Source organism: Serratia surfactantfaciens (genome assembly GCF_001642805.2).
Classification (GTDB): Bacteria; Pseudomonadota; Gammaproteobacteria; order Enterobacterales; family Enterobacteriaceae; genus Serratia; species Serratia surfactantfaciens.
In genome coordinates, this window is record NZ_CP016948.1 from 2,340,268 (window position 1) to 2,363,979 (window position 23,712).

At 56.9% G+C, this 23,712-nt stretch carries 18 protein-coding genes; 3 read left to right on the forward strand and 15 right to left on the reverse strand.

The features are described from left to right. Position 1: 1 nt before the first annotated feature. The 12 genes from ATE40_RS11045 to ATE40_RS11100 form a co-directional block, all read right to left on the reverse strand. Complete coding sequence (locus ATE40_RS11045) at positions 2-745, reverse strand: glycosyltransferase family 2 protein (protein ID WP_029988798.1); 744 nt, start codon at positions 743-745, stop codon at positions 2-4. A gap of 7 nt (positions 746-752) precedes the next feature. Next, the gene (locus ATE40_RS11050; RefSeq protein WP_063918519.1) at positions 753-1,808 is read right to left on the reverse strand and encodes a glycosyltransferase family 4 protein; all 1,056 of its coding nucleotides are present in this window, start codon (positions 1,806-1,808) and stop codon (positions 753-755) included. A 1-nt stretch (position 1,809) separates the two neighbouring features. After that, positions 1,810-2,715: a glycosyltransferase family 2 protein gene (locus tag ATE40_RS11055; RefSeq protein WP_019452889.1), complete on the reverse strand. Its 906-nt coding sequence runs from the start codon at positions 2,713-2,715 to the stop codon at positions 1,810-1,812. A gap of 3 nt (positions 2,716-2,718) precedes the next feature. After that, positions 2,719-3,873, reverse strand: a complete 1,155-nt coding sequence (locus ATE40_RS11060) for a hypothetical protein (RefSeq protein WP_019452890.1) — start codon at positions 3,871-3,873, stop codon at positions 2,719-2,721. A gap of 6 nt (positions 3,874-3,879) precedes the next feature. Next, positions 3,880-4,728, reverse strand: coding sequence for an ATP-grasp fold amidoligase family protein (locus tag ATE40_RS11065; protein ID WP_019452891.1), 849 nt, complete (start codon positions 4,726-4,728; stop codon positions 3,880-3,882). Next, positions 4,709-6,007, reverse strand: coding sequence for a flippase (locus ATE40_RS11070; protein WP_063918520.1), 1,299 nt, complete (start codon positions 6,005-6,007; stop codon positions 4,709-4,711). Before ATE40_RS11070 ends, ATE40_RS11065 begins: the two co-directional genes overlap by 20 nt. A 4-nt stretch (positions 6,008-6,011) precedes the next feature. Continuing rightward, on the reverse strand, positions 6,012-8,195 hold the full coding sequence (locus tag ATE40_RS11075; protein ID WP_019452893.1) for a polysaccharide biosynthesis tyrosine autokinase: 2,184 nt from the start codon (positions 8,193-8,195) through the stop codon (positions 6,012-6,014). A gap of 27 nt (positions 8,196-8,222) precedes the next feature. Then, positions 8,223-9,356, reverse strand: a complete 1,134-nt coding sequence (locus ATE40_RS11080; RefSeq protein ID WP_063918521.1) for a polysaccharide export protein — start codon at positions 9,354-9,356, stop codon at positions 8,223-8,225. Between the two features lie 45 nt (positions 9,357-9,401). After that, on the reverse strand, positions 9,402-10,451 hold the full coding sequence (wecA, locus tag ATE40_RS11085; protein WP_019452895.1) for a UDP-N-acetylglucosamine--undecaprenyl-phosphate N-acetylglucosaminephosphotransferase: 1,050 nt from the start codon (positions 10,449-10,451) through the stop codon (positions 9,402-9,404). Positions 10,452-10,624: 173 nt separating this feature from the next. Next, entirely contained in the window at positions 10,625-11,587 is a 963-nt protein-coding gene (locus ATE40_RS11090) for an NAD-dependent epimerase/dehydratase family protein (protein ID WP_063918522.1), read from the reverse strand. 179 nt (positions 11,588-11,766) lie between these two features. Continuing rightward, positions 11,767-12,669: a winged helix-turn-helix domain-containing protein gene (locus ATE40_RS11095; protein WP_019452897.1), complete on the reverse strand. Its 903-nt coding sequence runs from the start codon at positions 12,667-12,669 to the stop codon at positions 11,767-11,769. Between the two features lie 773 nt (positions 12,670-13,442). Then, positions 13,443-14,837: a NarK family nitrate/nitrite MFS transporter gene (locus ATE40_RS11100; RefSeq protein ID WP_063918523.1), complete on the reverse strand. Its 1,395-nt coding sequence runs from the start codon at positions 14,835-14,837 to the stop codon at positions 13,443-13,445. 352 nt (positions 14,838-15,189) lie between these two features. On the opposite strand from ATE40_RS11100, the gene narX reads away from it, so the two are divergent. Together narX and narL are read left to right on the forward strand one after the other, a co-directional pair. Then, complete coding sequence (gene narX / locus ATE40_RS11105) at positions 15,190-16,974, forward strand: nitrate/nitrite two-component system sensor histidine kinase NarX (RefSeq protein WP_019452899.1); 1,785 nt, start codon at positions 15,190-15,192, stop codon at positions 16,972-16,974. 10 nt (positions 16,975-16,984) lie between these two features. Next, positions 16,985-17,635, forward strand: a complete 651-nt coding sequence (gene narL, locus ATE40_RS11110) for a two-component system response regulator NarL (RefSeq protein ID WP_019452900.1) — start codon at positions 16,985-16,987, stop codon at positions 17,633-17,635. Here narL and ATE40_RS11115 read toward each other — a convergent pair. Then, on the reverse strand, positions 17,632-19,143 hold the full coding sequence (locus ATE40_RS11115) for a YchO/YchP family invasin (protein ID WP_019452901.1): 1,512 nt from the start codon (positions 19,141-19,143) through the stop codon (positions 17,632-17,634). The genes narL and ATE40_RS11115 overlap by 4 nt on opposite strands. Before the next feature lie 426 nt (positions 19,144-19,569). Between ATE40_RS11115 and ATE40_RS11120 the strand changes: the two genes are divergently transcribed. Further along, positions 19,570-20,238, forward strand: coding sequence for a prepilin peptidase (locus ATE40_RS11120; protein ID WP_063918524.1), 669 nt, complete (start codon positions 19,570-19,572; stop codon positions 20,236-20,238). On the opposite strand, the gene ATE40_RS11125 is transcribed toward ATE40_RS11120, so the two are convergent. Next, a complete protein-coding gene (locus tag ATE40_RS11125; protein ID WP_063918525.1) occupies positions 20,235-21,845 on the reverse strand; it encodes a hypothetical protein in 1,611 nt (536 codons plus the stop codon). The two genes, ATE40_RS11120 and ATE40_RS11125, sit on opposite strands and share 4 nt — an antisense overlap. 230 nt (positions 21,846-22,075) lie before the next feature. Continuing rightward, entirely contained in the window at positions 22,076-23,650 is a 1,575-nt protein-coding gene (locus tag ATE40_RS11130; protein WP_063918526.1) for an ABC transporter substrate-binding protein, read from the reverse strand. Positions 23,651-23,712: the final 62 nt, after the last annotated feature.

Here is a 23,712-nt window from a genome sequence, read left to right on the forward strand (position 1 = left end):
GTCATTTCCTTTTCACCACGGCATTGAACAGGTAGGTGGCGAACAGATAACAGGATTTCTGGTAAGACAGCCCCAAATGCTGACGGTAAATCCGCCATTGCCAGTCTGCGGCGCGGATTTTGTTGCCCGACAGCGAATGGGTAGACAATCGGTAGCAGGCCAGCGGTTCAGGAATGCAGTAAGCCAGGCCGTTGCGCGCCTTCTGCAGCACCGCCAGCCACATCAAATAGTCCTCATGGCCTACTTTTTGCTGATACACCTTACCGATGCGCTTCTGGTTATAGATCCCGGTGAGATTGCCGATCCAGTTGCTTTTCAACATGTCCTGATAGCCAATAAGCTCATCCGCGCCACGGGTGTTTTTGACCAATTTCAGGTCGTCTTCAAAGGTGTAATAATGGGAACACACCACGTCATAGCGGCGGGTTTGCAAAATGCTCGCCTGGCGCGACAGCTTGTTGGGCAGCCATACGTCATCACTGTCACAGAAGGCGATATAGTCGCCCTTCGCCGCCTCAATGCCGATGTTGCGCGTTTCCGCCACGCCCTGGTTATGCTCATTACGTATATAGGTGAGGCGATCGTGGATAAACGGCCGCACAACCTCGGCAGTATCGTCGGTAGACGCATCATCGATCACATACAGGTGATAATCGGTAAATCGCTGGTTCAGCACGCCTAAAATCGACTCTTTAATAGAGTTCGCAGCATTGTAGGCCGGCATTATCACGGATATCTTTTCCATACTGTCCTCACTCGGTGAGCTGTTGCCACTGGGGATAAATACGTTCGGGGGTAAAACGACGAGACTTCTCTAACGCGGCAATAGAAAAGTGCTCGCGCAAACCCGGATCGAGCATCAATTTGATCACCCCTTCGCTGAAGGCGGCGGCGTCGTCATCGGGCACCAGATAGCCGTTGACGCCGTCGTCTATCAACTCGGCCGGGCCGGTCTTGCAGTCGTAGGCCACCAGCGGCAGGCCGAAACTCATGGCTTCGATCAGCACCATCGGCAACCCCTCATAGCGAGAAGTCATCAGATACAGACTGGCTTGGCGATAATAGGCCGCCACGTCGGCGGTGGCCGGCAGTAGGCTCACCTGCTGCTCCAACCCGGCGTCTTCAATCTGCCGCCGCAATGCGTCGCGCTCTGGACCGTCGCCAATAATCAACAGCCGCCAATCCGGCACCTGCGCCGCCACTCCTCGCCACAACGCGATTAGACGATCGAAGCCTTTCTGATTGCTCAATCGCCCCACCGCCAGCGCCACCTTGTTCTGCAGCGCCGGCGTCGGCGCCTGCGTGCCGAACGGTGAAACGTTCTCGATCACCCGACATTTCCCGGCCCCCACCCAGCGAGCGATGGCGTCGCTATCTTGCCGCGTCAGGAAAATCACGCGGTCGCCCAGACGGTAAACCAGCAACTTCAACCACTTAAATACGCGTGGATACTGGTGAAAGCTGACGTGTTCACTCAACAGCAGCCGGCTGCGGGCACAGAACAAACGCAGAAAAGGCGTCATCACCACCGATAGTTTCCCCATGGAAACGGTAATGATCACGTCCGCGCGTTCACGCCGCAGGGCCATCGCCAGCCGCCATGGCCAGAACAGCGAATCGCCGCCGCCGCAGCGCAGCCGGACGTCGCTCGCCAACGGAAAGAAGCTCCGCTCGCCAAACAGCGAAAACACCGCCACCTCGTAACCCGGCAGACGTGCCAGCGCATTGGCCAAGCCGCTGGCGACCCGTTCAGTACCGCCCTTGCCCGCTATATTTTCGATAACGATGATTACCTTGCGTGGTTGCATATCATCTCCTGAATCCCTGGCGCACATTGCGCAGTAGCCGGCCGCCAACCGAGAACAACCCCAACCGCGCCAGACAATCGCCATACCATTTGATCATCTTGAACTTGCCGCTCAGACTGTGCCGCACGATGCGCGACGAGTAATAATTGAACGCCTGGGCGTTCTCCGAATACAGCGAGGCCAGCAGGTGCTTGCAGGCGAATCCGCTGATATGGCGATCGCTGGGGCTGAGAAAGGTATTGATAAAGCGATCGCTGGCCTCCAAATTTAGCTTCGCCGTCATGCGCCCGTAGCGTCCTACGTCGAGAAACACCCCTCCGCCGGCGTCGTGTGCCACATGCGCGCCCAAATTGGTGGCATTGACTAAAAAGCCCCAATCCTGATGCTTATTGAGGAATTCGGGAAATAAAAAGCGGCGATCGCTTTTTTTACGTATGCTGATGGTGGATGAACGGATATCACCCATTTCCAGAAAAAGGAAATCTTCGCCGGAAGAACCGGATTTGTAGTTGAAGTTGAAGTCACGTACCGAATCGCCGCTCACCTCCGCATAGTTACCGAAGATAATATCAATCTGGCGATCTTCATGTTTATTCATGCGGCGAATAATATAGTTGGTCGTGAAGTAATCATCAGAGTCGAGAAAAAACACGATCTCCGATTGCGCCAACCTGATACCTAAGTTACGCGATACCGCCGCATTGCTCTTCTTTTTTTTCTCATGCAACATCACGTTGCTATTGGTCGCTGCTATCTGGCGAATATATTTGATATCATCCTCGTCAGAGCAATCATCAACCAAAATCACCTGATAGTCGAACCCTTGGCAAGCGTTGAAAACCCGCTTCAGAGTTTTAGGCAGATAACGTGCACTATTATAAATAGGGATCACGATCGAGAAATCCATTTCTTAGCCCTCTAATTTAGAATTTATCATTTCTTTTCCACGGCAAAGCAACAATAACGACACGTTAAATACCGGGACCAAAAAATAGGTTTCCGTCAACGTAGTTAACAGGAAAACCACCACCACCCAGCGCATGAATCGACTCAGCTTGCGCATGTTACCCAACAGGTGAAAATAACAGAAAAGCATGACAACAGAGGCGATGCCACCGGCCGAATAAAACATGGCAATGAAGAAGAAATCGACGGGTTTATAAGGTTCTATATTCATACCGAACAGAGGATTGGGTAGTCCCACCGCCTGAAACATCTGCCAGGAGAACCAGACTCGCCCGGTCAACGCCTGGTTCAAGAGGACGTCCAATGCCGGATTGCTACCCCAGAGCATAACGCTGGCGAATTGAAAGCCGATAATGATCAACGTCAGCACGATGCAGACTTTTCTATTGGGGGCGACACGCAGCAGCGGCGCCAGCCAAAACAGCAATAACATCAACAACGCCAGCATAAAACAGGTGCGCGAATAGGAATACATCAGCACCGGGAGAATTAACGTCGACGCCGCCAACGACGCGATATTTTTCATTCCACGCGTTAATTTCGCATGGTCGATCAGGCACAGCAGGGTGGCGAACAAGGCAAAAGAATAATACGCCAGGGTATTCGGGTTATCGAAACCCAGCGTTAATCTGTTGCCGTAACGCTCATCAAGATAAACAAATCCATTGGTGTAAAAGGTATAGGGAATGACCATCAGCAACCCTGCCACCACAAAGGCAATGGCAAACATTTCAGCGCCACGTCCCATGTCTATGCGGCGAAATAAAATTATCACCGCCGTACTGAATACCGCGCCAAAAAGATAATCGCCATGCCCGGTGGCAATATTAATCAGAAACAACAGAGCCAAAAAACCCGCAACCGCTTTTTCCGCCAGCGTAGCGATAAAAAATGCATAACCGACATAGAGCAACATCAGGCCATTAAGCCCCATCACGGTTTTATTAATCAGCTCGCTGTTGAACGATCCCGAGGTCAGGAAAGTTTTCACGAAAAACATCAGCAGAAAGGTCAATACGATGGATTGATTGACTAAATCCCGCGACTGATTATAACCGGCATTGGTATGCATTTGAAAATTGGAGGCGACTCTTTGCATAAGTGTTTACTCAGTAAAATAACTGCCCCATTCCTGCTCAATGTTTTTCGGCATGAGCTTGCTTAGCCCCGCGCCAGGCGTAAACGTCAACTCACCGAAATACACCTTCTCGCCGATCTGGTAGAAATCCACACGGACATAAGAGAACTGCTGCGCTGCCTGGCGAGCCAAACGCGTCATTTCGTCCAACCGCGTAGGGCGCGGCATCGGTTCGTCGGCATTCGGCAAGCTGATACGGATTTCGGTGCGGTTCCAGTCGATATCAAAAATATCGCGCCGATGAGTGCCAAAACGCTGATAATCCACCTGGATGAACATGCGAATTTCATGATTGTCGTTGAAACAATGAAACTTGATATCGTTCGGCACCTGCTCGCCATCCAGCAACAGGCGCTCCACCATGATGCAGGGTTCGATATCCAGATAATGCTTTTCGCGACTCTGCTCGTAGAAGTTGCTGCGCATCCACGCGTTGCTGAGATCGTACAACTCCGCGTAGCTAACCTGCTGTTTGTCGAACACCAACCGGTTATAACCGCTGCCGTGGTTGGCTTTCAGTACAAAGGCGTTGGGCAATTGCCTGAACATGTCGTAGCTGAGCTCGGTGCCATGCGCATACAGCTCTACCAGATACTCCTCGCCCCACAGACCGGCGATAAATTCACGTACCTTGAACTTGTCCGACAAGGTGGTGTAGATGCTGCGCGGGTAAATTTTGCGTCGCATGATCTTTTCGCTGAAGCCGGTCGGTTTTGACAGGTGCGGCAGCTTCTTGAAATAGAGCGCGTATTTAACCTGATGGTGCCAGGCATCGGGCAGGCGCTTGGAAATGTTTTTAACCAGGATGTTTAACATGTTCTCTCCTTAATTTGCTGACAAGACGCGGCAAGCAGTAAAAACAGGTCAGCTGCAGTCGGGTAATTTTTCCGCCACGGAATAAACTGTTCAGCACGAAGAACGAAATGAATTCCGCCAGCAGCGTAGACACCGCCGCGCCGATCAGGCCGTAGCGCGGGATCAGCAGCAGATTCATCACCACGTTCGCCACTGCCACCAACGGCATCTTGATGGCGATAAAGCGATAGCCGGCGAACAGCACGATGCTGCGATAAGAAACTGTCCCCATTACCGAGAACAACGAGGTCAGCGTACAAATAGCCAGGATGCTGGCGGCCGGTTGGAAAGCGGCACCGTACAGCAGCGCAATGGCCGGGTGGGCGAACCACCACAGGCCCAGCAACACCGGCAACGATAGGCCCAAGACCACCAAATACAGCACCCGTATACGGTATTCTTGCTCCAACGGATCGCGACAGCTGGCAATGCCCGGCATCAACGAGGTGATCAGCGCCATCGGCACGAAAACCCAGCCTTGGCTGAGGGTGGTGGCGGCACTGAACCAGCCTACCGCCTGCTCGCCGACCAGATTGCCCAGCATGATTTGATCGATGCGGGTATAGATCACTATCGACAGGCTGGAGATGGCCAACGGCAGGCCCACCTTTAGCAAATAACGGCCATAGCGCCCGGCCTGGCGCGGCGTAACCTGCGGCGAGGCCGCCGCTTCCCCACGGAATAACCAGAGGCGCGCCAGGTAAGGTACGGCGCTGCTGAGGATGTAGGGTACCGCGAACCACACCAGCGGCAGCGCGGCGCTCACCAGCGCCAGCCGCAGCCCGATCGACAGCAGCAGCGCCAGGTTGTTGATCAGCGTATTGCGTTTCGACTGCAGGCGGGCATCGTAATAAATCTTGTACACGTCCTGAATCGAGAAATAGGCACTGACAAGCAGCAACAGCGTCATCAGTTGGCTGGCGGGCGATTGGCTGAAATAGCTCCATGTCAGTATCGGCAGCGCTACCACCAGGAACAGCCAACGGCGCAGGCGTATTGACGCCAGCATCAGGCGAATGCCGCTCGGCTGTCGGCGGGCGACGCGGTTGAAAATGATGCTGTCGGCGCCCAACTGCACCAGTGGCACCACGATGGCAATCGTCGCCAACAGATAGTTGAGAGCGCCAAACTGTGCGGGCCCCAGATAGCGCGCAACGTAAATGGAGACGAAGATGCCGGACAGGCTGAGCGAAACGCGTTCGAGCATCAGCCACAGGGCATTGGTGATAATGGCCTTCACCCGCTTATTCCCCTGCCTGCGGGCGATCTTCCCGATGGCTTGGGTAGGCGAAGTTGTAGTAGCTCATGTCGGTTGCCGCCTTCTTCACCATGCCGTTGAGGATCACGCCCTTGATCCCCACCCCATTCTGTTCGAAACGACGCATGCTGGTTTCGATCTGCTTGACGGTATTCACCTCAAAACGCACCACCAGCAGCGAGGTGCCGGCGTGGTTGCCGACGATCGCCGCATCCGTCACCGCCAGAATCGGCGGCGTATCGATCAACACCAGATCGTAGTTTTGCCCGGCCCAGCGCAGAAAATCGGCGAAACGGCGGTGCATCAGCAGTTCGGACGGGTTCGGCGGTACCTGGCCGCGCGGCACGAAGTCCAGATTGGCGATGGCGGTTTTCCGCACCGCCTGTTCCGCCATCACGTTGCCCACCAGCAGGTCAGACAGGCCCTGATGCCCATCATCCGCCAGCCAGCGGTGCAGGAAGCCTTTGCGCATATCGGCGTCGATCAACAGCACCCGCTGCCCGGCCTGCGCCACCACCACCGCCAGGTTGGTGCTGGTAAAGCTCTTACCGCTTTCCGGGCTGGCACCGGAGACCATCAGAATGTTGTTCTTGGCCTCCATCATGGCGAAATGCAGGCTGGTGCGCAGGCTGCGGATCGCTTCCACCGAGAGATCCGTCGGCTCGGCCACCGCCAGGATTGGCAAACGTCGGCCGCCGGATTTAGGCAACAGTTGGCGCTGCTCGCGGTTGCGCTTCACCTGCCACGGCGACAGCGGCACGGTGGCGTAGACGTTGATGCCCCGCCTCTCAAGGGTATCGATATCATTGATGCCGCGATGGAAGGCCGCGCGCAACAGCACGACCGAGACGGTGCCCGCCGCGCCCAGCAACAGCGCCAACAGCACGATCAACACCTTTTGCGGCTTAATCGGCCGGATAGCGGTTTCCGCTTCGTCGATAATGCGGACGTTGCCGACCGTGCCGGCCTTGCTGATGCTCAGCTCCTGCTGCTTGTTCATCAACTGCATGTAAACCTGCTGATCCACCTGCACGTCGCGGGTAAGGCGCAGGATCTCTTGTTGCATTTTCGGCAGCGTCTGCACCTGCTTACCCAGCCGCGCCTTTTCCGCCTCCAGCGTGGCACGCTTTTCCAACAGCGCCCGGTAAGCCGGGTGCACACGGGTATAGAGTTTGGAGATCTCCGCTTCCTTGAAGGTCAGCTCGTTGAGTTGGGCCTCGAGCTGCACCTGAGTATCCAGCACCGATTTGGCTTCCAGCGACAGATCCACCGAGTCGTTTTGCTGGCGGAATTGATTGAGCTGGGTTTCGGCGTTGTTCAACGAAGTTTGCGTTTGCGGCAGCTGCTGTTGCAGGAACGCCAGCATCCGCTGCGTTTCTTCCGTTTTGCGATCCACGTTCTGCTGCAGATAGTTGTCGGTGATGTTCTTCAACATCGCCTCGGCGCTCTGCGGATCTTCGCTCGGCAGCGTAAAGGTCATGATGCCGCTGTCCTTGCCACCCGGCACCACGTCCAGGTATTTGCGCAGCTCATCCACCGCTTTTTGACGCGCGACTTTCACCACGGTGAAACTGGCGCCCGGCGCTGCATCGAGCGCCGAAACGGTCATGTTCCATCCGCCCTGTGCGACCGCCTGCCCGACCACGCCGCTGAACAGTTTGTCGCCGTCATGGCTCAATTCATAATGCTGCCCGTCGCGCACCGTCAGCGTCAGCGCTTCGTCCAGCATGTCCTCCGGCGTCGTCAGCGTGGCAATCTCCAGGACCGGCGGTTTTTCGCCGCTCAGCCGGGCAAAGCCTTTGCCGAATACCGGGAAATAGTCCGGGCTGACGCGCACCGTCAGGCCGAGGGCGTCCACCGTTTTGCCAAGCACGTAGCGCGACTTGACCAGCGTCACCTCATCCTCCGTCGCCGAACTTTGCCCCATCATCGAGCTGTCCAGCGTTTCGCGCAGCAGCGAATCGCCGGACAGCTGCTTCTCCACCTGCACCACCGCCGTGGCCTGGTACACCGGGGTGGCCAACAGGGCGTAGACCACGCCCAGCACACCGGCCAAACCGGTCACGGCGGCGATCCGCCAACGGTTATCCCACAGCGGCCCGATTAGGCGCTCCCACTCCAGCTTTTCATCTTGTTCGGCCACCATAACGGACAGCGCATTGTTTTTCATTTTCTGTTCCTTATTCATCCTGCGGACTCACCAGTTGCGCACGCGCAAGGTAGCCTCGCTGAGATCGTTAAAGCTGCTGATGGTCGGCACCAGCTGGCTGATCAAACGGTTCCAGCGCGCGACCGGCGCCGCAGTGACGTACACGACGTCGTAAGGTTGCAGCTGAAATTCAGCGCCCATCGCCAGCGCGCTGGCGTCTGAAAGATCGAACTGGTACAGCGTCGCCAACCGCTGCGGCTGTTTGCCGCCGCTCGGTCGGATCACAAATACCCCGGTCGCATCCGCCACCGTCTGGCTGATCCCTTCGGAAGAACCGAGGGCTTCGGTCAGGGTCATGCCGCTGCGGTCCATCTTCAGCGTCGTTTGTTTGCCCACCTCGCCCATCACGAACACTTTCAACTCGTCATTGCGCGGGACGTAAAGGATATCGCCCGGTTGCAGCAGCGCGTTTTGGCTGATGTCGCCGCGCTGCATCAGCGCCTGCAGCGAGATGGCCCGCTCCTTGCCCTGATGGGTCAGCACGACGTTGCGCCAGTCGGCGTTGTCCGTCAGGCCGCCGGCGGCGTTGATCGCATCCAGAATGGTCAGCGGCACGTTGGTGATTGCCTGCTGGCCGGAGGTTTTCACTTCGCCGGTGACATAAGCCTTCTGCGAGCGGAACGCGGCGATACTGACATCCACCTGCGGGCTTTCCACATACTGTGCCAGACGGCCGGCGATCAGACTGCGCACTTCGGTGACGGTCTTGCCCACCACCGCCACGCGCCCGATATAGGGATAAAAGATCGTGCCATCCGCATGCACCCAGTTGCCGGTGTCGCTGGCGCTGCGGTACTGCCCGGCCGGTGTGGTCAACTCGGGATGATCCCAGACGGTGACGTTCAACACGTCGCCGACGCCGATGCGGTATTGATAACTCTGCAACCGCCGATCCAGCGCCGGGTTCGGCCGGGCGACCGGTTCTATGCGCCGCATTTTCTGCAGCAGCATCGGCGACATGCGATAGACCTGTACCTGGTTGTTCAAATCGAAATCGTCGTCTTGCTGCACGACGATGGCTTTTCCACTGGTCGGTAAATGCGAGCCGGGGACCACCGTACAACCGCTCAACAGCGCGGAGGTACAGACCAACGGCATCAAAAGAGGCAAATGAAAATTCATGGGGTTACCGTGATAGACGGGCTGCTGTCGCAGCCCGTGAGAGGATTAGCGACCAACGGTCGGGTTGTCGCTAAGCACCGTTGCCTGCCGCGGTTCGCGCAGCATGGCGAAATAGCCGCAAAAACAGAACAGGAACGCCACCAGCATCAGGCTCTCCTGGAGCTTCAACACTTCGCTGCAAATGCCGATGCAGGCCAGCGTCACCGCCAGCATGGTGCTCATGGCCAGCGCCTGGCGCGCATTGAGCCCGCGGCGCATCAGAATATGGTGCAGATGGTCACGGCCCGCTTTGAATGGGCTTTGGCGACGCAACAGGCGGCGCACCATCACGGTCACCATGTCCATCAGAGGAATGGCGATCAGCCACAGCGCGGTGACCGGGCGCATCACCGCCTGTGGCCCCTGCGTCGCCAACAGCACCAGCCACAGCACGCTAAAGCCAATCACCATGCTGCCGGCATCGCCCATAAAGATTTTGTTACGCGCGCCGAACAGGCTCAGGTTGAACAGCAGATAAGCTGCCAGCGCGACGAGCAGACCCAGGCACCACAGCGCCAGGTCTTCCCGCCCGCCCAGTCCAAACACAACGGCCAACGCGACGAAGGTAACGCAGGACAAGGCGCCCAGTTGCCCGTCGATGCCATCCACCATGTTGTAGGCGTTGATCGCCCCCCAGACCGCCAGCGGCGTGAGCAGCAGCGCGCCATAGCCGAGCATCACTTCCTGATGCCCCCAGACATAGCCCAGAGAGGAGAGTTGCATCCCTGCCGCCAGCATCATCGCCAGCGCGATCCCTCCCTGCACCATGACGCGCGGCGCCACGGGCAGATCAAAGCGGTCATCCAGCACGCCCAACACCACCAGCGCCGTGACGCACAGCAGGTAGATCGTGCTGTCGGGCAGCCAGGCGGGTTGCCACAGCGTCATCAGCGTCAACGTCAGGTATACGGCGATGCCGCCGACCAGCGGAATATGCCCCAGATGTTGCTTGCGCGCATTGGGCTTATCCACTAACCCCACCGCCAAAGCGGCCCGACGGGCAATAAGCACCCAGGCGACCGCCAGCACAAATATCACGCTCAGTTGATATAACATCGTTCCTCCAGCGATTAAGCACGCTACCGCCCTTGAGTTACAGCTCCCAATGCGCTATTAGCAAAAACAAAATTGATCCTGCCAGGATATAAGTCAGCATGAGTTAATCCTGAAAATGCAGATTTATCCGCTTGTCGGCGGAAATACATAAATAACGCCAGCGTGCGGTTAAGTTATCGGTCAGAAAACTCATGTTTAATGGTTCTTTCGATGGCCGAATCAAGTTCCACCGGCGCTACGAAATCATTCTTCACATTGGTTTTAAATTGCGTTCTGGCGCAGAATTTCTGCACTCTGACGCGGCTGATTGGGAATTTTTTTCGACTTATTTTACTCACAACATCTAATGCGGTCGCCCCGCAGATTCCCACTGCATAGGGAATGCGAATCGTCTTATTTTCACGACCAAGAGAAGAGGAAATAACCTCAACCAGTTGATTCATCGTGAAGTCTGGTTTATCAACGTAGTTGCTGACCTGATAGCTGGATTGCTGATCCAGCGCGTGTTCCAATCGTGCGGCAATATTTTCAACATACGCCATCGACTTCATATTATTGCCGCTGCCGATCATCACGAATCGGCCGCTGGCGATCTGACGGAACAGGTTATACACGTTGCCGCGATTCCCTTCGCCGAATACCACCGTCGGGCGAATGATGGTCAGCTTGTTTTCACTATCGGCTTTGCGCCACGCTTCATAAACGTATTCCGCTTCGAGCTTGGATTTGCCGTAGTGATTGAAGGGTTCGAAACGCCCCTCTTCGCCAGTCTCTTGTTTGACGAAACCATAAACGGCGACCGATGAGGTGAAAATGATTTGGCGGATATTCAACGCGGAAGCGGTCATGCAGACATGGCGTGCACCTTCGACGTTGACCTGGTAGTAGAGCGAAATGGGGTCGACATTGTCCTGATGCTCCGCAGCCAGATTAATGATGGCGTCACAGCCCGTCAGCGGTTGCTGCAAGGTCTCGGGCTGAGTCACATCACCGTACTGGTAGAGCGCCGGAAAGTGCTCGCTGGGCCGTTTATCCACGATGATCAGCGTCAGATCATCGCGTGCACTGAGACGTTTCGCCAGGCGCGTTCCGATAAAACCGGCCCCCCCGATAATAGCTACTTTACGCTTATCCATAATTTGTCACTCAGCAGGTTCTCATTATTCCCGTCACAACATTGAGACAGGACGCTAATACGCGTTAGGTAATGAGATTCAGACTGGACAAATCGAATCAGGCTTTCAAATAACAAATAATGAAATAAAAGATTTCATTAAATGTGAAATTATCGCTAAAGATAAAACCTCATTCAGTGCTAATTTTTAACATCGTAAGCAACTTGATATTGCAAGGTTTTATTGGGCAGTATGAGATTAATCCGACCTTTACCAGGCATAGAAAAGGCCTCATATTTTACCGGCAGCTTAATCTGGCCTTGCTTAGGATCGACACATTCAATGGTCGCCTGCTCCATGCTCTCTCCCTGGTAAAGGCAGAACAGGGTTTGCGGGCTATTGGTATGAGGGTTGTTCAGCGTCAACGTCAACACGACGCGCGTGTTATTCTGAATATCATTGATCACCGGCGGGCGGGTTTGGTTGCCCAACACATATGAAAAATGTGAAATGACCAGTAAAGAAGCGAATACCGTCAGGTATTTCACTACGCGGCTAGCGGGCATGCTGAAAAAACGCCGCCCCGATGTTGGCTTCTTTTCAGACGCCGGTGTTTCCTGGGATGGCGTCTCTGCCGCGAGAGGCGCAGAAACCAGTGTCGATTTACGTTGCTTAACTATTTTCTCATCGTTTGTTTCAGGCGCTCCATTTACATTTTCAGAAAGTTCCGCTTGAATATCAACATTAATATCATCATCGCCGTTTAATATATCATTACCGACGTAGTCTTCATCTTCAGATATAAAGTGAAAAACCGCCTGATTTTCCACCTTGTAACCCAAGCGAGGAATGGTTCTGATAAGCGTATGTTCGGTGTCGCTAATTTTCTGACGAATGGATTTAATTGTTTGATTTATCGTTGAATCTGAACAATAAGTCCCTTTCCAGATATTTTCTATAATTTCCGTTCGGGTAACCAGTTCGGGGGATCTGGCGACAAGCAGCGAAAGGATTTGATACTCTTTCCAACGCAGACGAAATTTCTCCCCGGCAGGAGTCAGAACATCGAGATTCCTAATCTTTATTCTTTTATCAAGATTCACTTTTAATTTCCTTAGCGTGCCTGTCCTGCACACTTTGTATAGAAATATCAAAAAATGTTCAAGAAATTAAATGTAAACTCAACAGGTTGCATTCATCGGATATTGGCTTTTATAAAAATTTTCTGATTTCATTTTTTACATTAAGCCTGATTAAGGATGTTCTGTTTATCCAGACGACTCTTTTTCCCTGTTGGCAACATGGATTTCTCTCATGACCGCCGTAAAATCCAACCTGGCACCTCATTGATTTAAAAAAGAAAAACTAACAATGTCGTTTAATTGTTAATCGAGTAAAATTGTGAAATTTCATTCCGTGATGTGAATTCATCCTATTTTCCCACTTAATCTGGTTGGCAGATAGACTACAAAAAGCCGAAAAAAACAGAATGAGAGTTATCTGATTTAACTCCAACACTCATTCATTCCAGCAAGTTTAGCATCTAAGACAAATCCCTATTGATGATTTTATAACAATCGCACTAATTATGCCTTCCCCACCCAGAAATTTCATTTAACCTGCGGCGATGGCATTAATATTTTAATGTAAGAATACTCTCAACAAAAAGAAAAAACCGTGCAAATAATATAATCCGTTTGTGAGAAGACATTCCTACATTGAGAGATATGGCTATAAAAAAAGAAAAAAACGGCAAGCGGAGATGAGAATTTTACCTAAAAGCAGAAAATTTCACTGAGAAGGCGAGGAGAGATGATTCGGTATGAGCGAAATATCCCTCCCCTGTCGGGGAGGAATTGAGACAATCGTTTGGTGCTCAGGCCTTTTTCTTACGGCCATACACTGCCCAGGTAATGACCACACACAAGATATAGAATACCAGGAACACTTTCATCGCCCCCGCCGGCGAACCGGTCAGCGCCAACGAGGTGCCGAATGCCTGCGGAATGAAAAAGCCGCCGGCCGCACCGATCGCCGAGATAAAGCCCAATGCGGCGGCGGAGTCGGTCACCGCTTCACGCTGCGCGCTCTCGTCGCTGCCGCCGGCCGCTTTGACGCGATCGACCGTGATTTTACGGAAGATGACGGCGATCATTTGGAAAGTCGAACCGCTGCCCAGCCCCGCAGTGAGGAACAGCACCATGAAGATGCCGTAGAAGGCGATGAATGAACCGCCCTGCCCTGCGTCCGGCAAGGTCAGGAACAACAGCGCGGCAAAAACGGCCATCACCACAAAGTTGATCAACGTGACCCGCACCCCGCCGAAACGGTCAGACAACGCACCGCCAACCGGCCGCGCCAGCGCCCCGAGGAACGGCCCGAAGAACGCGTAGTGCAGGATCACCACATCCGGGAACTGTGTTTTCGACAGCATGGCGAAACCGGCGGAGAAACCGATGAAGGAACCGAAGGTCGCGAGGTACAGCAGGCTCAGCATCCACAGATGCCCGCGTTTGAGCACCGGCAGTTGCTGGCGCAGCGACGCTTTGGCCGCCGCCAGATCGTTCATGCCGAACCAGGCTGCCAGCGTGGCGATCAACAGGAACGGCACCCAGATCCAGGCGGCATTTTCCAGCCACAGCGGACTTCCGTCCGCCTGATTTTGCGCCGCGCCACCAAACAGGCCGAACAGGCTGCAAGAGATCGCCAGCGGCGCAACCAGTTGCATCACGCTGACGCCCAGATTGCCCAACCCGCCATTGAGCCCCAACGCGCCGCCCTGGCGTGCTTTCGGGAAGAAGAAGCTGATGTTGGCCATGCTGGAAGCAAAGTTGGCACCGGCGAAACCGCACAGCAGGGAAATGACGACAAACACGCTGTACGGTGTGCTGCTGTCCTGTACCGCGAACCCCAGCCACAGGCAAGGCACCAGCAGGAAGCAAGTGCTGATAGCGGTCCAGCGACGGCCGCCGAACAGCGGGATCACGAACGAATACGGCACGCGCAAAATAGCGCCAGAGACCGACGGCAACGCCGTTAACAGAAACAGCTGGTCGGTGGTGAAGTTGAAGCCGACCTTGTTCAGGTTGACCGCGACGGCGCTGAACAGCATCCAGACACAGAAGGCCAGCAGCAGACAGGGAATGGAAATCCACAGATTGCGGGTGGCGATGCGCTGGCCGCGTTGCTGCCAAAAAGCACTGTCTTCAGGGCGCCAGTCCTGAATCAGCGCGCCGGTTTTCTTTGATGAAGGCGTTGCAAGTTGCGACATAAAAACCTCAGACACGGGGGATTATTCCGCACACCCTAGGGGGCGGCCCCGGCGGCAAAGTTGATGTACATCAACCCGAATGCAAGTAGTTGGCGGCGTAAACGGCGCCTTCATCCCCTTAGGGGTACGGGCAAACAAAAAATTAAATAACTTAAAATCAATAACTTGATCAACATCACTTCCTTGTTTTTACCGGCTCGCCACTTCACTGGAAACTAATGGGTACTTCATTCGAGGTATGGGGTTATGCTCAGGGATAATCAAAAATATGGCTGAATCGTTACTTTTTTTATCCCCGTCGCCGCCTACGCCCCTGAGCTTCAGCGGCGCTAAACGCCAGGAATCCGGACTTATGAAACGCCTGTTGGCCCCGCTTTCGATCGTGAATCAGGTCGCCCTGCTGATGTTACTGTCGGGCATTCTGGGCGTGGCCGGCATGGGCATTTCCGCCTGGATGTCGCAAAGCATTCAGGGCAACGCGCATGCCATCAACAAGGCCGGTTCGCTGCGTATGCAAAGCTATCGCCTGCTGGCGCAGGTGCCGCTGGACGCTCGGCACGAAATTCTGATTCAGGAACTTGAACGCGACGAAAACAGCCCAGACCTGCAGCGCTCGGTGGAACAAGAGGGGCTGACACAGCCTTTCGTCGCCTTGCGCGACTACTGGCAGCAGACTCTGCAGCCTCGCCTGCGCAGCGCGCAGCGCCCGGCCGATGCCGCACCGCAGGTGGCGCACTTCGTGCAGCTGCTGGACAAGCTGGTATCGGACATCGATCGGCAAACCGAGCGCCGCCTGCTGATGGTGACGCTGGTGCAGGCCGGCTTCATCGCACTGACGCTGTTGCTGTTGTTCGGCACCACCTGCTACCTGCGCCGCCGGTTGCTGCATCCCTGGCGGCAACTGGTAGAGATGGCGTTAGCGGTGGGCCGCGGCGATTTCAGCCGCCGCTTTCCCCAGCGTGGACACCAGGATGAAATGGCCTCGCTCGGCGGCGCGTTGAATACCATGTCCGATGAGCTGTCTGCCACCTACAGCGGGCTGGAGCAACGCGTAGCCGAAAAGACCGCCGACCTGCAGCAGAAAAATCAAGTGCTGAGCTTCCTCTATCGCGCCAGCCGCCAGCTGCACGCCAACGAACCGCTATGCAGCCGCCTGACGCCGCTGCTCAACCAACTGCAAACCCTGACGCCGCTGCGCGCCATCCAGGTGCGGCTGTATGAAAACGACAGCCGGGAACCGCTGCTGCAGCTGAGCGGCAACCAGCCGTTGCGGCCGGAGCACTGCCACAACCCGGTGTGCAGCGCCTGCCTGAACGACAGCGATCGCCAGCATCCCGATAACCCGTCGCTGAGCTGGAGCCTGAGCGACAAACTCGGCGACTACGGCGTGATCGTGGCTCAGCATGCGCCGCAACAGCCGCTGAACGATGAGCACCGCCAACTGATCAACACTCTGGTAGAGCAACTGACCAGCGTGCTGGCCATCGAACGCCAGGTCGACCACCAGCAACAGCTGATGCTGATGGAGGAACGGGCGGCGATCGCTCGCGAACTGCACGACTCCATCGCTCAATCGCTCTCTTGCCTGAAAATGCAGATCGCCTGCCTGCAGATGCAGGGCGAAACGCTCTCTTCCGCCAGCCAGGCGCTGGTGCAACAGATGCGCGAAGAGTTGAACGGCGCCTACCGCCAGCTGCGCGAGCTGTTGACCACCTTCCGCCTGCAGCTGACCGAACCGGGCCTGCTGGCGGCGCTGCAATCGACGGTGGCGGAGTTCAATCCCAAACTGGGCCTGACCATCAACCTCGATTACCAGCTCGGGCCGCGCACGGTGCCCGCCTATCAGGCCATTCATCTGCTGCAGATCGCCCGCGAGGCGCTCAGCAACATCCTTAAGCACGCCGCCGCCAGCCAGGTGAGCATTCAGGTCATCAATAAACGGGGCGAAGTGACCCTGAGCGTTTGCGACAACGGACGCGGCCTGCCGGCCGAGACGTCCCGCCCCGACCATTACGGCCTGATCATCATGCGCGATCGCGCCAAGAGCCTGCATGGCCGCTGCGACATTTTACCGCGCAGCGGCGGCGGCACCGAAGTGCGAGTCAGCTTCACGCCGGATAACCACGCCATCGACTAACGGAGACACCATGACGACAGAAACCGCCGCCACAATTTTACTGATCGACGACCATCCCATGCTGCGCAACGGCGTAAAACAGCTGATTGGCATGGACGCTCGCCTGCAGGTTATCGCCGAAGCCGGCAGCGGTGAGCAAGGCGTGGAACTGGCGCAACAGCACGATCCGGATCTGATCCTGCTCGACCTGAACATGCCCGGCATCAACGGGCTGGAAACGCTGGATCGCCTGCGCCAGACCGACCTGTCAGGGCGCGTCGTGGTGTTCAGCGTATCCAACCATGAAGACGATGTCGTCAGCGCGCTCAAGCGCGGCGCCGACGGCTATCTGTTGAAAGACATGGAGCCGGAGGAACTGCTGAAAGCGCTGCATCAGGCGGCGGCCGGGCAGATGGTGCTCAGCGAAACGCTGACGCCGATCCTCGCCGCCAGCCTGCGTGAAAACCGCCCCAGCGCCGAGCGCGATATTCAGCAGCTGACGCCGCGCGAACGGGATATTCTCAAGCTGATCGCCCAGGGGCTGCCGAACAAGCTGATCGCGCGCCGCCTGACCATCACGGAAAGCACCGTCAAGGTGCACGTCAAACACCTGCTGAAAAAGATGAAGCTGAAATCCCGCGTCGAGGCCGCCGTGTGGGTGCTGCAGGGTAAAAACGGTTAATCTTCCCCGTACAACGGCCCGGTTTGCGCCGGAATGGGCGGCGGCGTCAGGGTTTGGATCGCCGGCAGGTCCTCGCCATCGCCGGCGCTCGCCGTCAGCGGCGGCGCCACTTTCAGCTCGATCCAGTTGGACGTCACGCGTTGCTGCTTGTCGTCCTCCAGCGTGACCGACAGCCGGTAACTGTTGGCGGCACCCGGCGCGTCATCCCACGGCGGCACGATCGCCGTCCAGCCCTGCGGATCGTTGGCGTTGTGCGGCGGCGTCAGGCTCAGCGCCTGCGTATCCCCCTGCCAACTGACATGAGAAATCCCGTGCAACGCCTTGATTTCCAGCACCAGCGGCACAGTCTCTCCCGCCTGCAGGTTCCACGGCGGCGTAGCCAAGAACACCTGCAGCGTCTTGCGCTGACGGAATTCCAGCACCGGCACATTTTTACGCTCGATGGGATCGTAGCGGCTGCCGCGCAACGACTTGGCCTGCGCCACATACTCCGGCGAAATCTGCTTCACCAATGGCACCCCGAGCCGATAGCTCAGCGCCAGCTCAACCTGATCCTGGCTTTGGCCGCCCGCGCCAATCTTATGCAACGCCTTCATCGTCACCAGCGGCACCGGGGTGTAATTGAGCCCCAGCTGCATGGCGCGCGGATCGTTTTGCTTTTTCCCGCTGCCGAACAGATCGACATTATCGCCCAGATATTGCTCATAGCTGAGCGAACCGCCGATCTGGCGATAAAACGGCAGATAGCCTTGCGTCGTGATGTCGTAGCCTCGCGCCGGACGGCTGAAGAACACCCCATCGCCGGGCTGTTGCGACAACGCCGACAGCGGGTAGTAATAGTTGGTGGAGAAACGCAGATAGTCTCCCCAGGCCTCCGCGCCGATGCTGCCGCGATTGCGCTGCCGGGCGAAATCGCTGTCGAGCGCGGTGTTGTAACCCAGCAGCCAATCGCCGGCGATCCAGCGCTGCCCCAGTGCAAAATTGCCCAGCGCCCCGGCGCTTTGCTGCAGCCAGCCGATCTGGCTGTAGGTCAATAGCCCGTCGACGTCGTACAGCGGGCTGAATAGCTGGCCATTGCTGCCGGTAAAGTCGCCCTCACCGGTCATCTTCAGCGACAGCCTGGCGGTCCCCAGCGGAGACAGCAGCTCCTGCGCCTGTTGCTGCAGCGCGCCGGTCGCCTGGCCCAGCAAATAATCCTCAGCGCGGCTGCGCATCTGCTGACGAGACACATTGTTCAACTCTTGTTCACCGAGCTGCTTGGCCATCTCGGCCCACTGCTTTTCGCGCGCCGCGTCGTCGGGCGCACCGCCCAGCTCGGGCAAATTCGCGGCAGGATCCGCGGCGGTCTGTTCGGAAGGGATCACGCTGTCCGGCGCCGGTGGGGACTCGGCGCACGCGGGCGCCGCTCCGGCCAGCCACATCAGCGGCCCGGCCAGCCACGCCGTCTGACGCCGGCGCCAGAATCGTTTTTTGGTCTTGTTGAGTACTGCCTGAATGACGTCGTTCATGACACCGTTAGCTCCCTCCTTCCTGGAGCACGCCAACCCACTGCTGCGCCGCCGCCTTCCCGCGACAGTTCTGAAAAACCTCACGCCCCGACCAGGCGGGTGCGCCTCTACCCTAAAGCCTAACGGCTTGACGAGAAGAAACAATAGGATAAACCCCTAATCCCTCTTTTGTGACGACGTCACATTATGCGGTTTACCCTTTCATTTCAGCCATCGGGTGAATTCACGCCATTTTAGCGCCGATTTTGCCGATAAAAAGTACGCCAGCCTTTGCGCGCCGCCGCGCATGGCGTTGCACTGCCATGTAATCAGCACAGTGCCGATGCGTGCTATCGCGCGTTCCCCGCAGGCAGCCGCGTTTCACTCCGATGAAATCAGCATTTTGCCGTTATTTTAAACGCCTGTTTTACGGTTGGCGGAGTCCTGATGTTAATTTCTCTACTGTGGCACGCGCTGTTTTTCACCGCGCTGCTGGCGGCAGGCCTGGGCGCCTTCGCACTCATCACCCGGCTGGAGCGAACGGTAGCCACACGCGCCACCCCGCCGACATTACGTCGCCGCAGCCTGCTGTTGACGGCCCTGGGTTTGACTGTGGCGGCGCTGCCTTTCGAGCTGCCGGCGGCGCAGCGGTTATGGTTGCCGGCGGCGGCGGCGCTGCTGATCGCCCTGGCGTGGCTGGACTGGCGTCATCGCTGGTTGCCGGACCGACTGACTCAGCCGCTGCTGTGGGGTGGGCTGCTGTGCAACCTGGACGCTCGCTGGGCGCCACTGGACGACGCGGTTATCGGCGGCGCCGCCGGTTACGGGGCACTGTGGCTGCTCAACGCGCTCTATCGGCTGGTGCGGGGGCGTAACGGCATTGGCCAGGGCGATTTCAAGCTGCTGGCGGCACTGGGCGCCTGGCTCGGCTGGACGGCATTGCCGCTGCTGGTCTGTCTGGCGGCAGTATTCGGACTCGGCGCGGCATTGGCGCACGGCCTGCACAACCGCCGCGCCTGGCGCGCACCGCAACCTTTCGGCATCGCCCTGGCGGCCGCCGGCTGGCTGTTGCTGATGATGAACGCCGACCAAAATATGCCGGCGTTGTTCGGTTAGTTCTTCAGCGCGTCGATCAGTCGATTGAGCACGCCGGCCACTTCCGCCGTGCTGGCCGTTGTCGGATTGGCCAGGGGCTGGATCGCCGCGAGCCTGGTCGTGGAGAGCACCTCATCGCTGCGGATTTCCAGCGCATCGGATGGCGGTGCGTTTAACGATCCGCCATCCGGTCGCCAATAGCTGCCTCGCGTAGTCTGCACCTGATAGCTGCCAAAACCAAAGTCCTTCTCGACGCGGTAATATATTTCGCAGCTCAGCGGCCCGGTGCGCCGCAGCATAAAAGCGCCTTTCGCGCTATAGCTGCCTTTATTGACGACAAAGGCGGCGGCCTGCGAAGACAGATCGAACGTGATATACAAATCGCACGCCAGCACTTTGGTGCTTACTCCCTGTTGCAGAGTAATGTGCGTTGTGGGTTGCCGATCCGGCGCAGTCAGGGTGCCTAAAAAAGTCCACGATTGCTGTTTCGAGATATTGCGTGGCAGATGATTGCTGGTGGCGGAAGGCGCTATCCCCCGCCCCCCCAAACTGTTCATCACCTCAACTCCGCTCAAAAATGACGTGACGTCGACGGTGCTTTTGCCGGCTACCGCTACGCCGCCGTTGTATACGTTGCTGAACGTCACCTCGGTATTGTTGTTGCAGGCGGCGATCGCCACCGGGAAGGGAGTCGTCGAACCGCTGTAAAGACTCAACTGGCCGATATCCCAACGGGATTCGTTGATGAATCGGCACAACACGCCGCCGCTCTCCACGTTCTGCGCGTCCTGGATATTGATATTGCCTATTGTGCCTTGGGCAAAGTTGGTGGACAGCACGCTGACATTGGCGGCGCGCTGCGTGTTGCGGTTCTCGCAGCCCAATGAATTAATAGTGCCGTTAAAATCTTTGAAATAGTAGATATCGCCGATGCAGTCATCCGCAGCCAACGAGCCGACAGTAGAGTAAAACCCTGAGATTCTGAACGCAGTACCCTTGGCACGCGCAGCATAAAGGCCATCGATAAAGTTGGTGGTGCCGGACTTGTCCATCCACAACACCCCATCGCCCGGGCGACTGGCGTTAGCCTCCATCTGCACATTCACCAGCCAGTTAATGAACATGTCGCCCGAGACAAACAGCGAATAACCGCCGACGTTGGTGTAGATATCACGGATATCGAACTTCGTCATATTGCGATCGCTAAACCATACGCCGTGGGTGTCGTCTACGCCGGTATCATCCCGCAGCGTCAAGCCGTGCAGCGTCAGATTGGCGAATCCTTTCACTACGATTACCGCTTTCTTCGTTTCACCCTGTTCATTGGTGTAACTGCTGTCCGCGGTCTTGACGATTTTGGTCGCTCGCCCCAATCCGACCACCCGCAAACCGATGCCGCCGTAGATGTCCGTTGTCGTCTGAATGAGTACATGTCCAGCGACCGTATATACCCGTTTCCCCAGAGACAGTGTACCGCCTGCTTGCAACGCCGCCTCCGCCGCTTTGTTGATCGCCGGCCCCCAGTTGCTTCCGTCGCTGTCCTGATAAAACTGTTCCGGCGTCACAACCTCACCGGTGGCGAGCAAGGTTGCTGCGCGCTGTACTGGAACGTTTTCGTTATTGTCCATAATATCTCCTGACGTGATGTGTTCGCATCATTGCGAACGACCGCGCTGAAAGGCGTAAATAACGCCACCTTTCAGCGCCAATCTATCACCGCCACATGAGCACGTTATGAAATTTCATTTTATTTCACCTTGATACAACATCTCGCGTTTCGCGGTTGCAACAGCACGCGATTTCACACGCTGTCGGCCTTTGGCGCGCCAGAAGCCCGGCCAGGCGCGCAGCGCGGTCGCTACTTACTCACCCGGTCCAGATACAGCATGCTGTTGGCGATATCCACCCGAGCATCTTGAACGTTGTTGCGTAATGCCACCAGCGTTTGCCCCTGCAGCGCCACAACATAGGGCGAACTGGCCTGCAGTTCCCGCTGCAGCGTAACGTAGCGTGCGCTGCGCGCGGCGTTGTCGCCCTCCGCGGCCGCCGCGCGCGTTTCCGCGCTGATGGCGGGTATGCGCCATTGGGTGCGCCAGGCCAGGGTTTTCGGCCCGTCGGCCACGTTATAAGCAAATGCGCTGGCGTTGGTGTTCGGATCCAGGTAGTCGGCGCCCCAATAGGTGAATATCGCCTGAAAATCGCGACCGCGCATCTTGCCCCACAGATCGCTTTCCACCACCGGATGGATATCCAACCGCAGCCCGGCCTGCGCAAAACTGGCCTGCAGCGCCTGGGCGATATCGGTATACGGCGGCTGATTGATGACGATTAGGTCGATGCGCGTGCCTTCAGCGATGCCGGCATCGCGCAGGATCTGTTTGGCTTTATCCACGTCGAGCTTAAACGGCCGATCGTTGAGCGCACCGTCCAATCCTTGCGGCAAGAAGGCCTGATGCACCCGGTATTGCCCTTTCAGCAACCGCTCGGCGATGCTCTGATAGTCCACCAGCCAGCGTGCCGCCTGCCACAACGCCGGATTGCCCAGCGCCGGGTTGTCTTTGTTGCCGGTGTTGAAACCAAGATAATACACCCGGGGCGCATCGGCCTGCTCGATGCGCACACCCGGCGCCTTGCGCAGCGAGTCGAATTGGTCGGCGCCCAGATCGTAGGCCACGTCGGCATCCCCCTTCAGCAACAGCAGGCGGCGGGTGCCGGCGTCGCTGACATTCTTGAACAGCACCGTTTTCAGCCGAGCCGGCGACGGCGCATAGTCGTTGCGGCCAAACAGCAGCGCCTCGTGCGGCACATAGTTATTCACCCGATACGGGCCGCCGCCGGCGGAATGGCTGCGCAGCCAGGCGTTGCCGTAATCCCCCTGCTGCGCATGCTCATTCAGCAGCTTCTCATCCACAATCGAAGCCACATTCGCCGTCAGCAGACGCAGCGCCAGCTCACTGCCGATATTGGCCGGCCAGCTGAGCTGCACCTGGTCATCCCCGATCTTCTTCAGCTGCTGTTCAACGTTATCCGGCGTCCAACCAAACTCGGCGAGAATAAACGACGGCGCCTTGTTCAGCTTCACCGCACGCACCAGTGAGAAAATCACGTCCTCAGGCCGTAACGGATTACCGGAGGCAAAGCGTTGCTGCGGTTTCAGGGTAAAAGTCAGGCTGCGGCCATCGGCGCCCGCTTGCCAACTGCCTGCGGCGTCCGGCGCCAGCTTTTGCGGCGCGGCGCGATCCGGCGCCACCAGGCGCTGATAGAGGTTGACCAAATTGGCCGAGCTGACGGTTTCAAAACTCTCCGCCGGATCGAGGCTGATAATGCCCTCCAGCGAACTGACCACCACCAGGGTGTCTTGCGGGGTGGCGGCCTGCGCACCGAAAGCGGCCGCCAGCGCACCATACAACAAAGTTGGAATTAACCGTTTCATCGATACACTCTCCACAATCACGCGGTTGCGTTGTTTTTCGAGTGTATGGGGTAAGAATTAAC

Excerpts from the sequence above, each read along its gene's own strand:
- ATE40_RS11045 (WP_029988798.1), bottom strand. The coding sequence starts at position 745 with ATGGAAAAGATATCCGTGATAATGCCGGCCTACAATGCTGCGAACTCT.
- ATE40_RS11050 (WP_063918519.1), bottom strand. The coding sequence starts at position 1,808 with ATGCAACCACGCAAGGTAATCATCGTTATCGAAAATATAGCGGGCAAG.
- ATE40_RS11055 (WP_019452889.1), bottom strand. The coding sequence starts at position 2,715 with ATGGATTTCTCGATCGTGATCCCTATTTATAATAGTGCACGTTATCTG.
- ATE40_RS11060 (WP_019452890.1), bottom strand. The coding sequence starts at position 3,873 with ATGCAAAGAGTCGCCTCCAATTTTCAAATGCATACCAATGCCGGTTAT.
- ATE40_RS11065 (WP_019452891.1), bottom strand. The coding sequence starts at position 4,728 with ATGTTAAACATCCTGGTTAAAAACATTTCCAAGCGCCTGCCCGATGCC.
- ATE40_RS11075 (WP_019452893.1), bottom strand. The coding sequence starts at position 8,195 with ATGAAAAACAATGCGCTGTCCGTTATGGTGGCCGAACAAGATGAAAAG.
- ATE40_RS11080 (WP_063918521.1), bottom strand. The coding sequence starts at position 9,356 with ATGAATTTTCATTTGCCTCTTTTGATGCCGTTGGTCTGTACCTCCGCG.
- wecA (WP_019452895.1), bottom strand. The coding sequence starts at position 10,451 with ATGTTATATCAACTGAGCGTGATATTTGTGCTGGCGGTCGCCTGGGTG.
- ATE40_RS11090 (WP_063918522.1), bottom strand. The coding sequence starts at position 11,587 with ATGGATAAGCGTAAAGTAGCTATTATCGGGGGGGCCGGTTTTATCGGA.
- ATE40_RS11100 (WP_063918523.1), bottom strand. The coding sequence starts at position 14,837 with ATGTCGCAACTTGCAACGCCTTCATCAAAGAAAACCGGCGCGCTGATT.
- narX (WP_019452899.1), top strand. The coding sequence starts at position 15,190 with ATGAAACGCCTGTTGGCCCCGCTTTCGATCGTGAATCAGGTCGCCCTG.
- narL (WP_019452900.1), top strand. The coding sequence starts at position 16,985 with ATGACGACAGAAACCGCCGCCACAATTTTACTGATCGACGACCATCCC.
- ATE40_RS11115 (WP_019452901.1), bottom strand. The coding sequence starts at position 19,143 with ATGAACGACGTCATTCAGGCAGTACTCAACAAGACCAAAAAACGATTC.
- ATE40_RS11120 (WP_063918524.1), top strand. The coding sequence starts at position 19,570 with ATGTTAATTTCTCTACTGTGGCACGCGCTGTTTTTCACCGCGCTGCTG.
- ATE40_RS11125 (WP_063918525.1), bottom strand. The coding sequence starts at position 21,845 with ATGGACAATAACGAAAACGTTCCAGTACAGCGCGCAGCAACCTTGCTC.
- ATE40_RS11130 (WP_063918526.1), bottom strand. The coding sequence starts at position 23,650 with ATGAAACGGTTAATTCCAACTTTGTTGTATGGTGCGCTGGCGGCCGCT.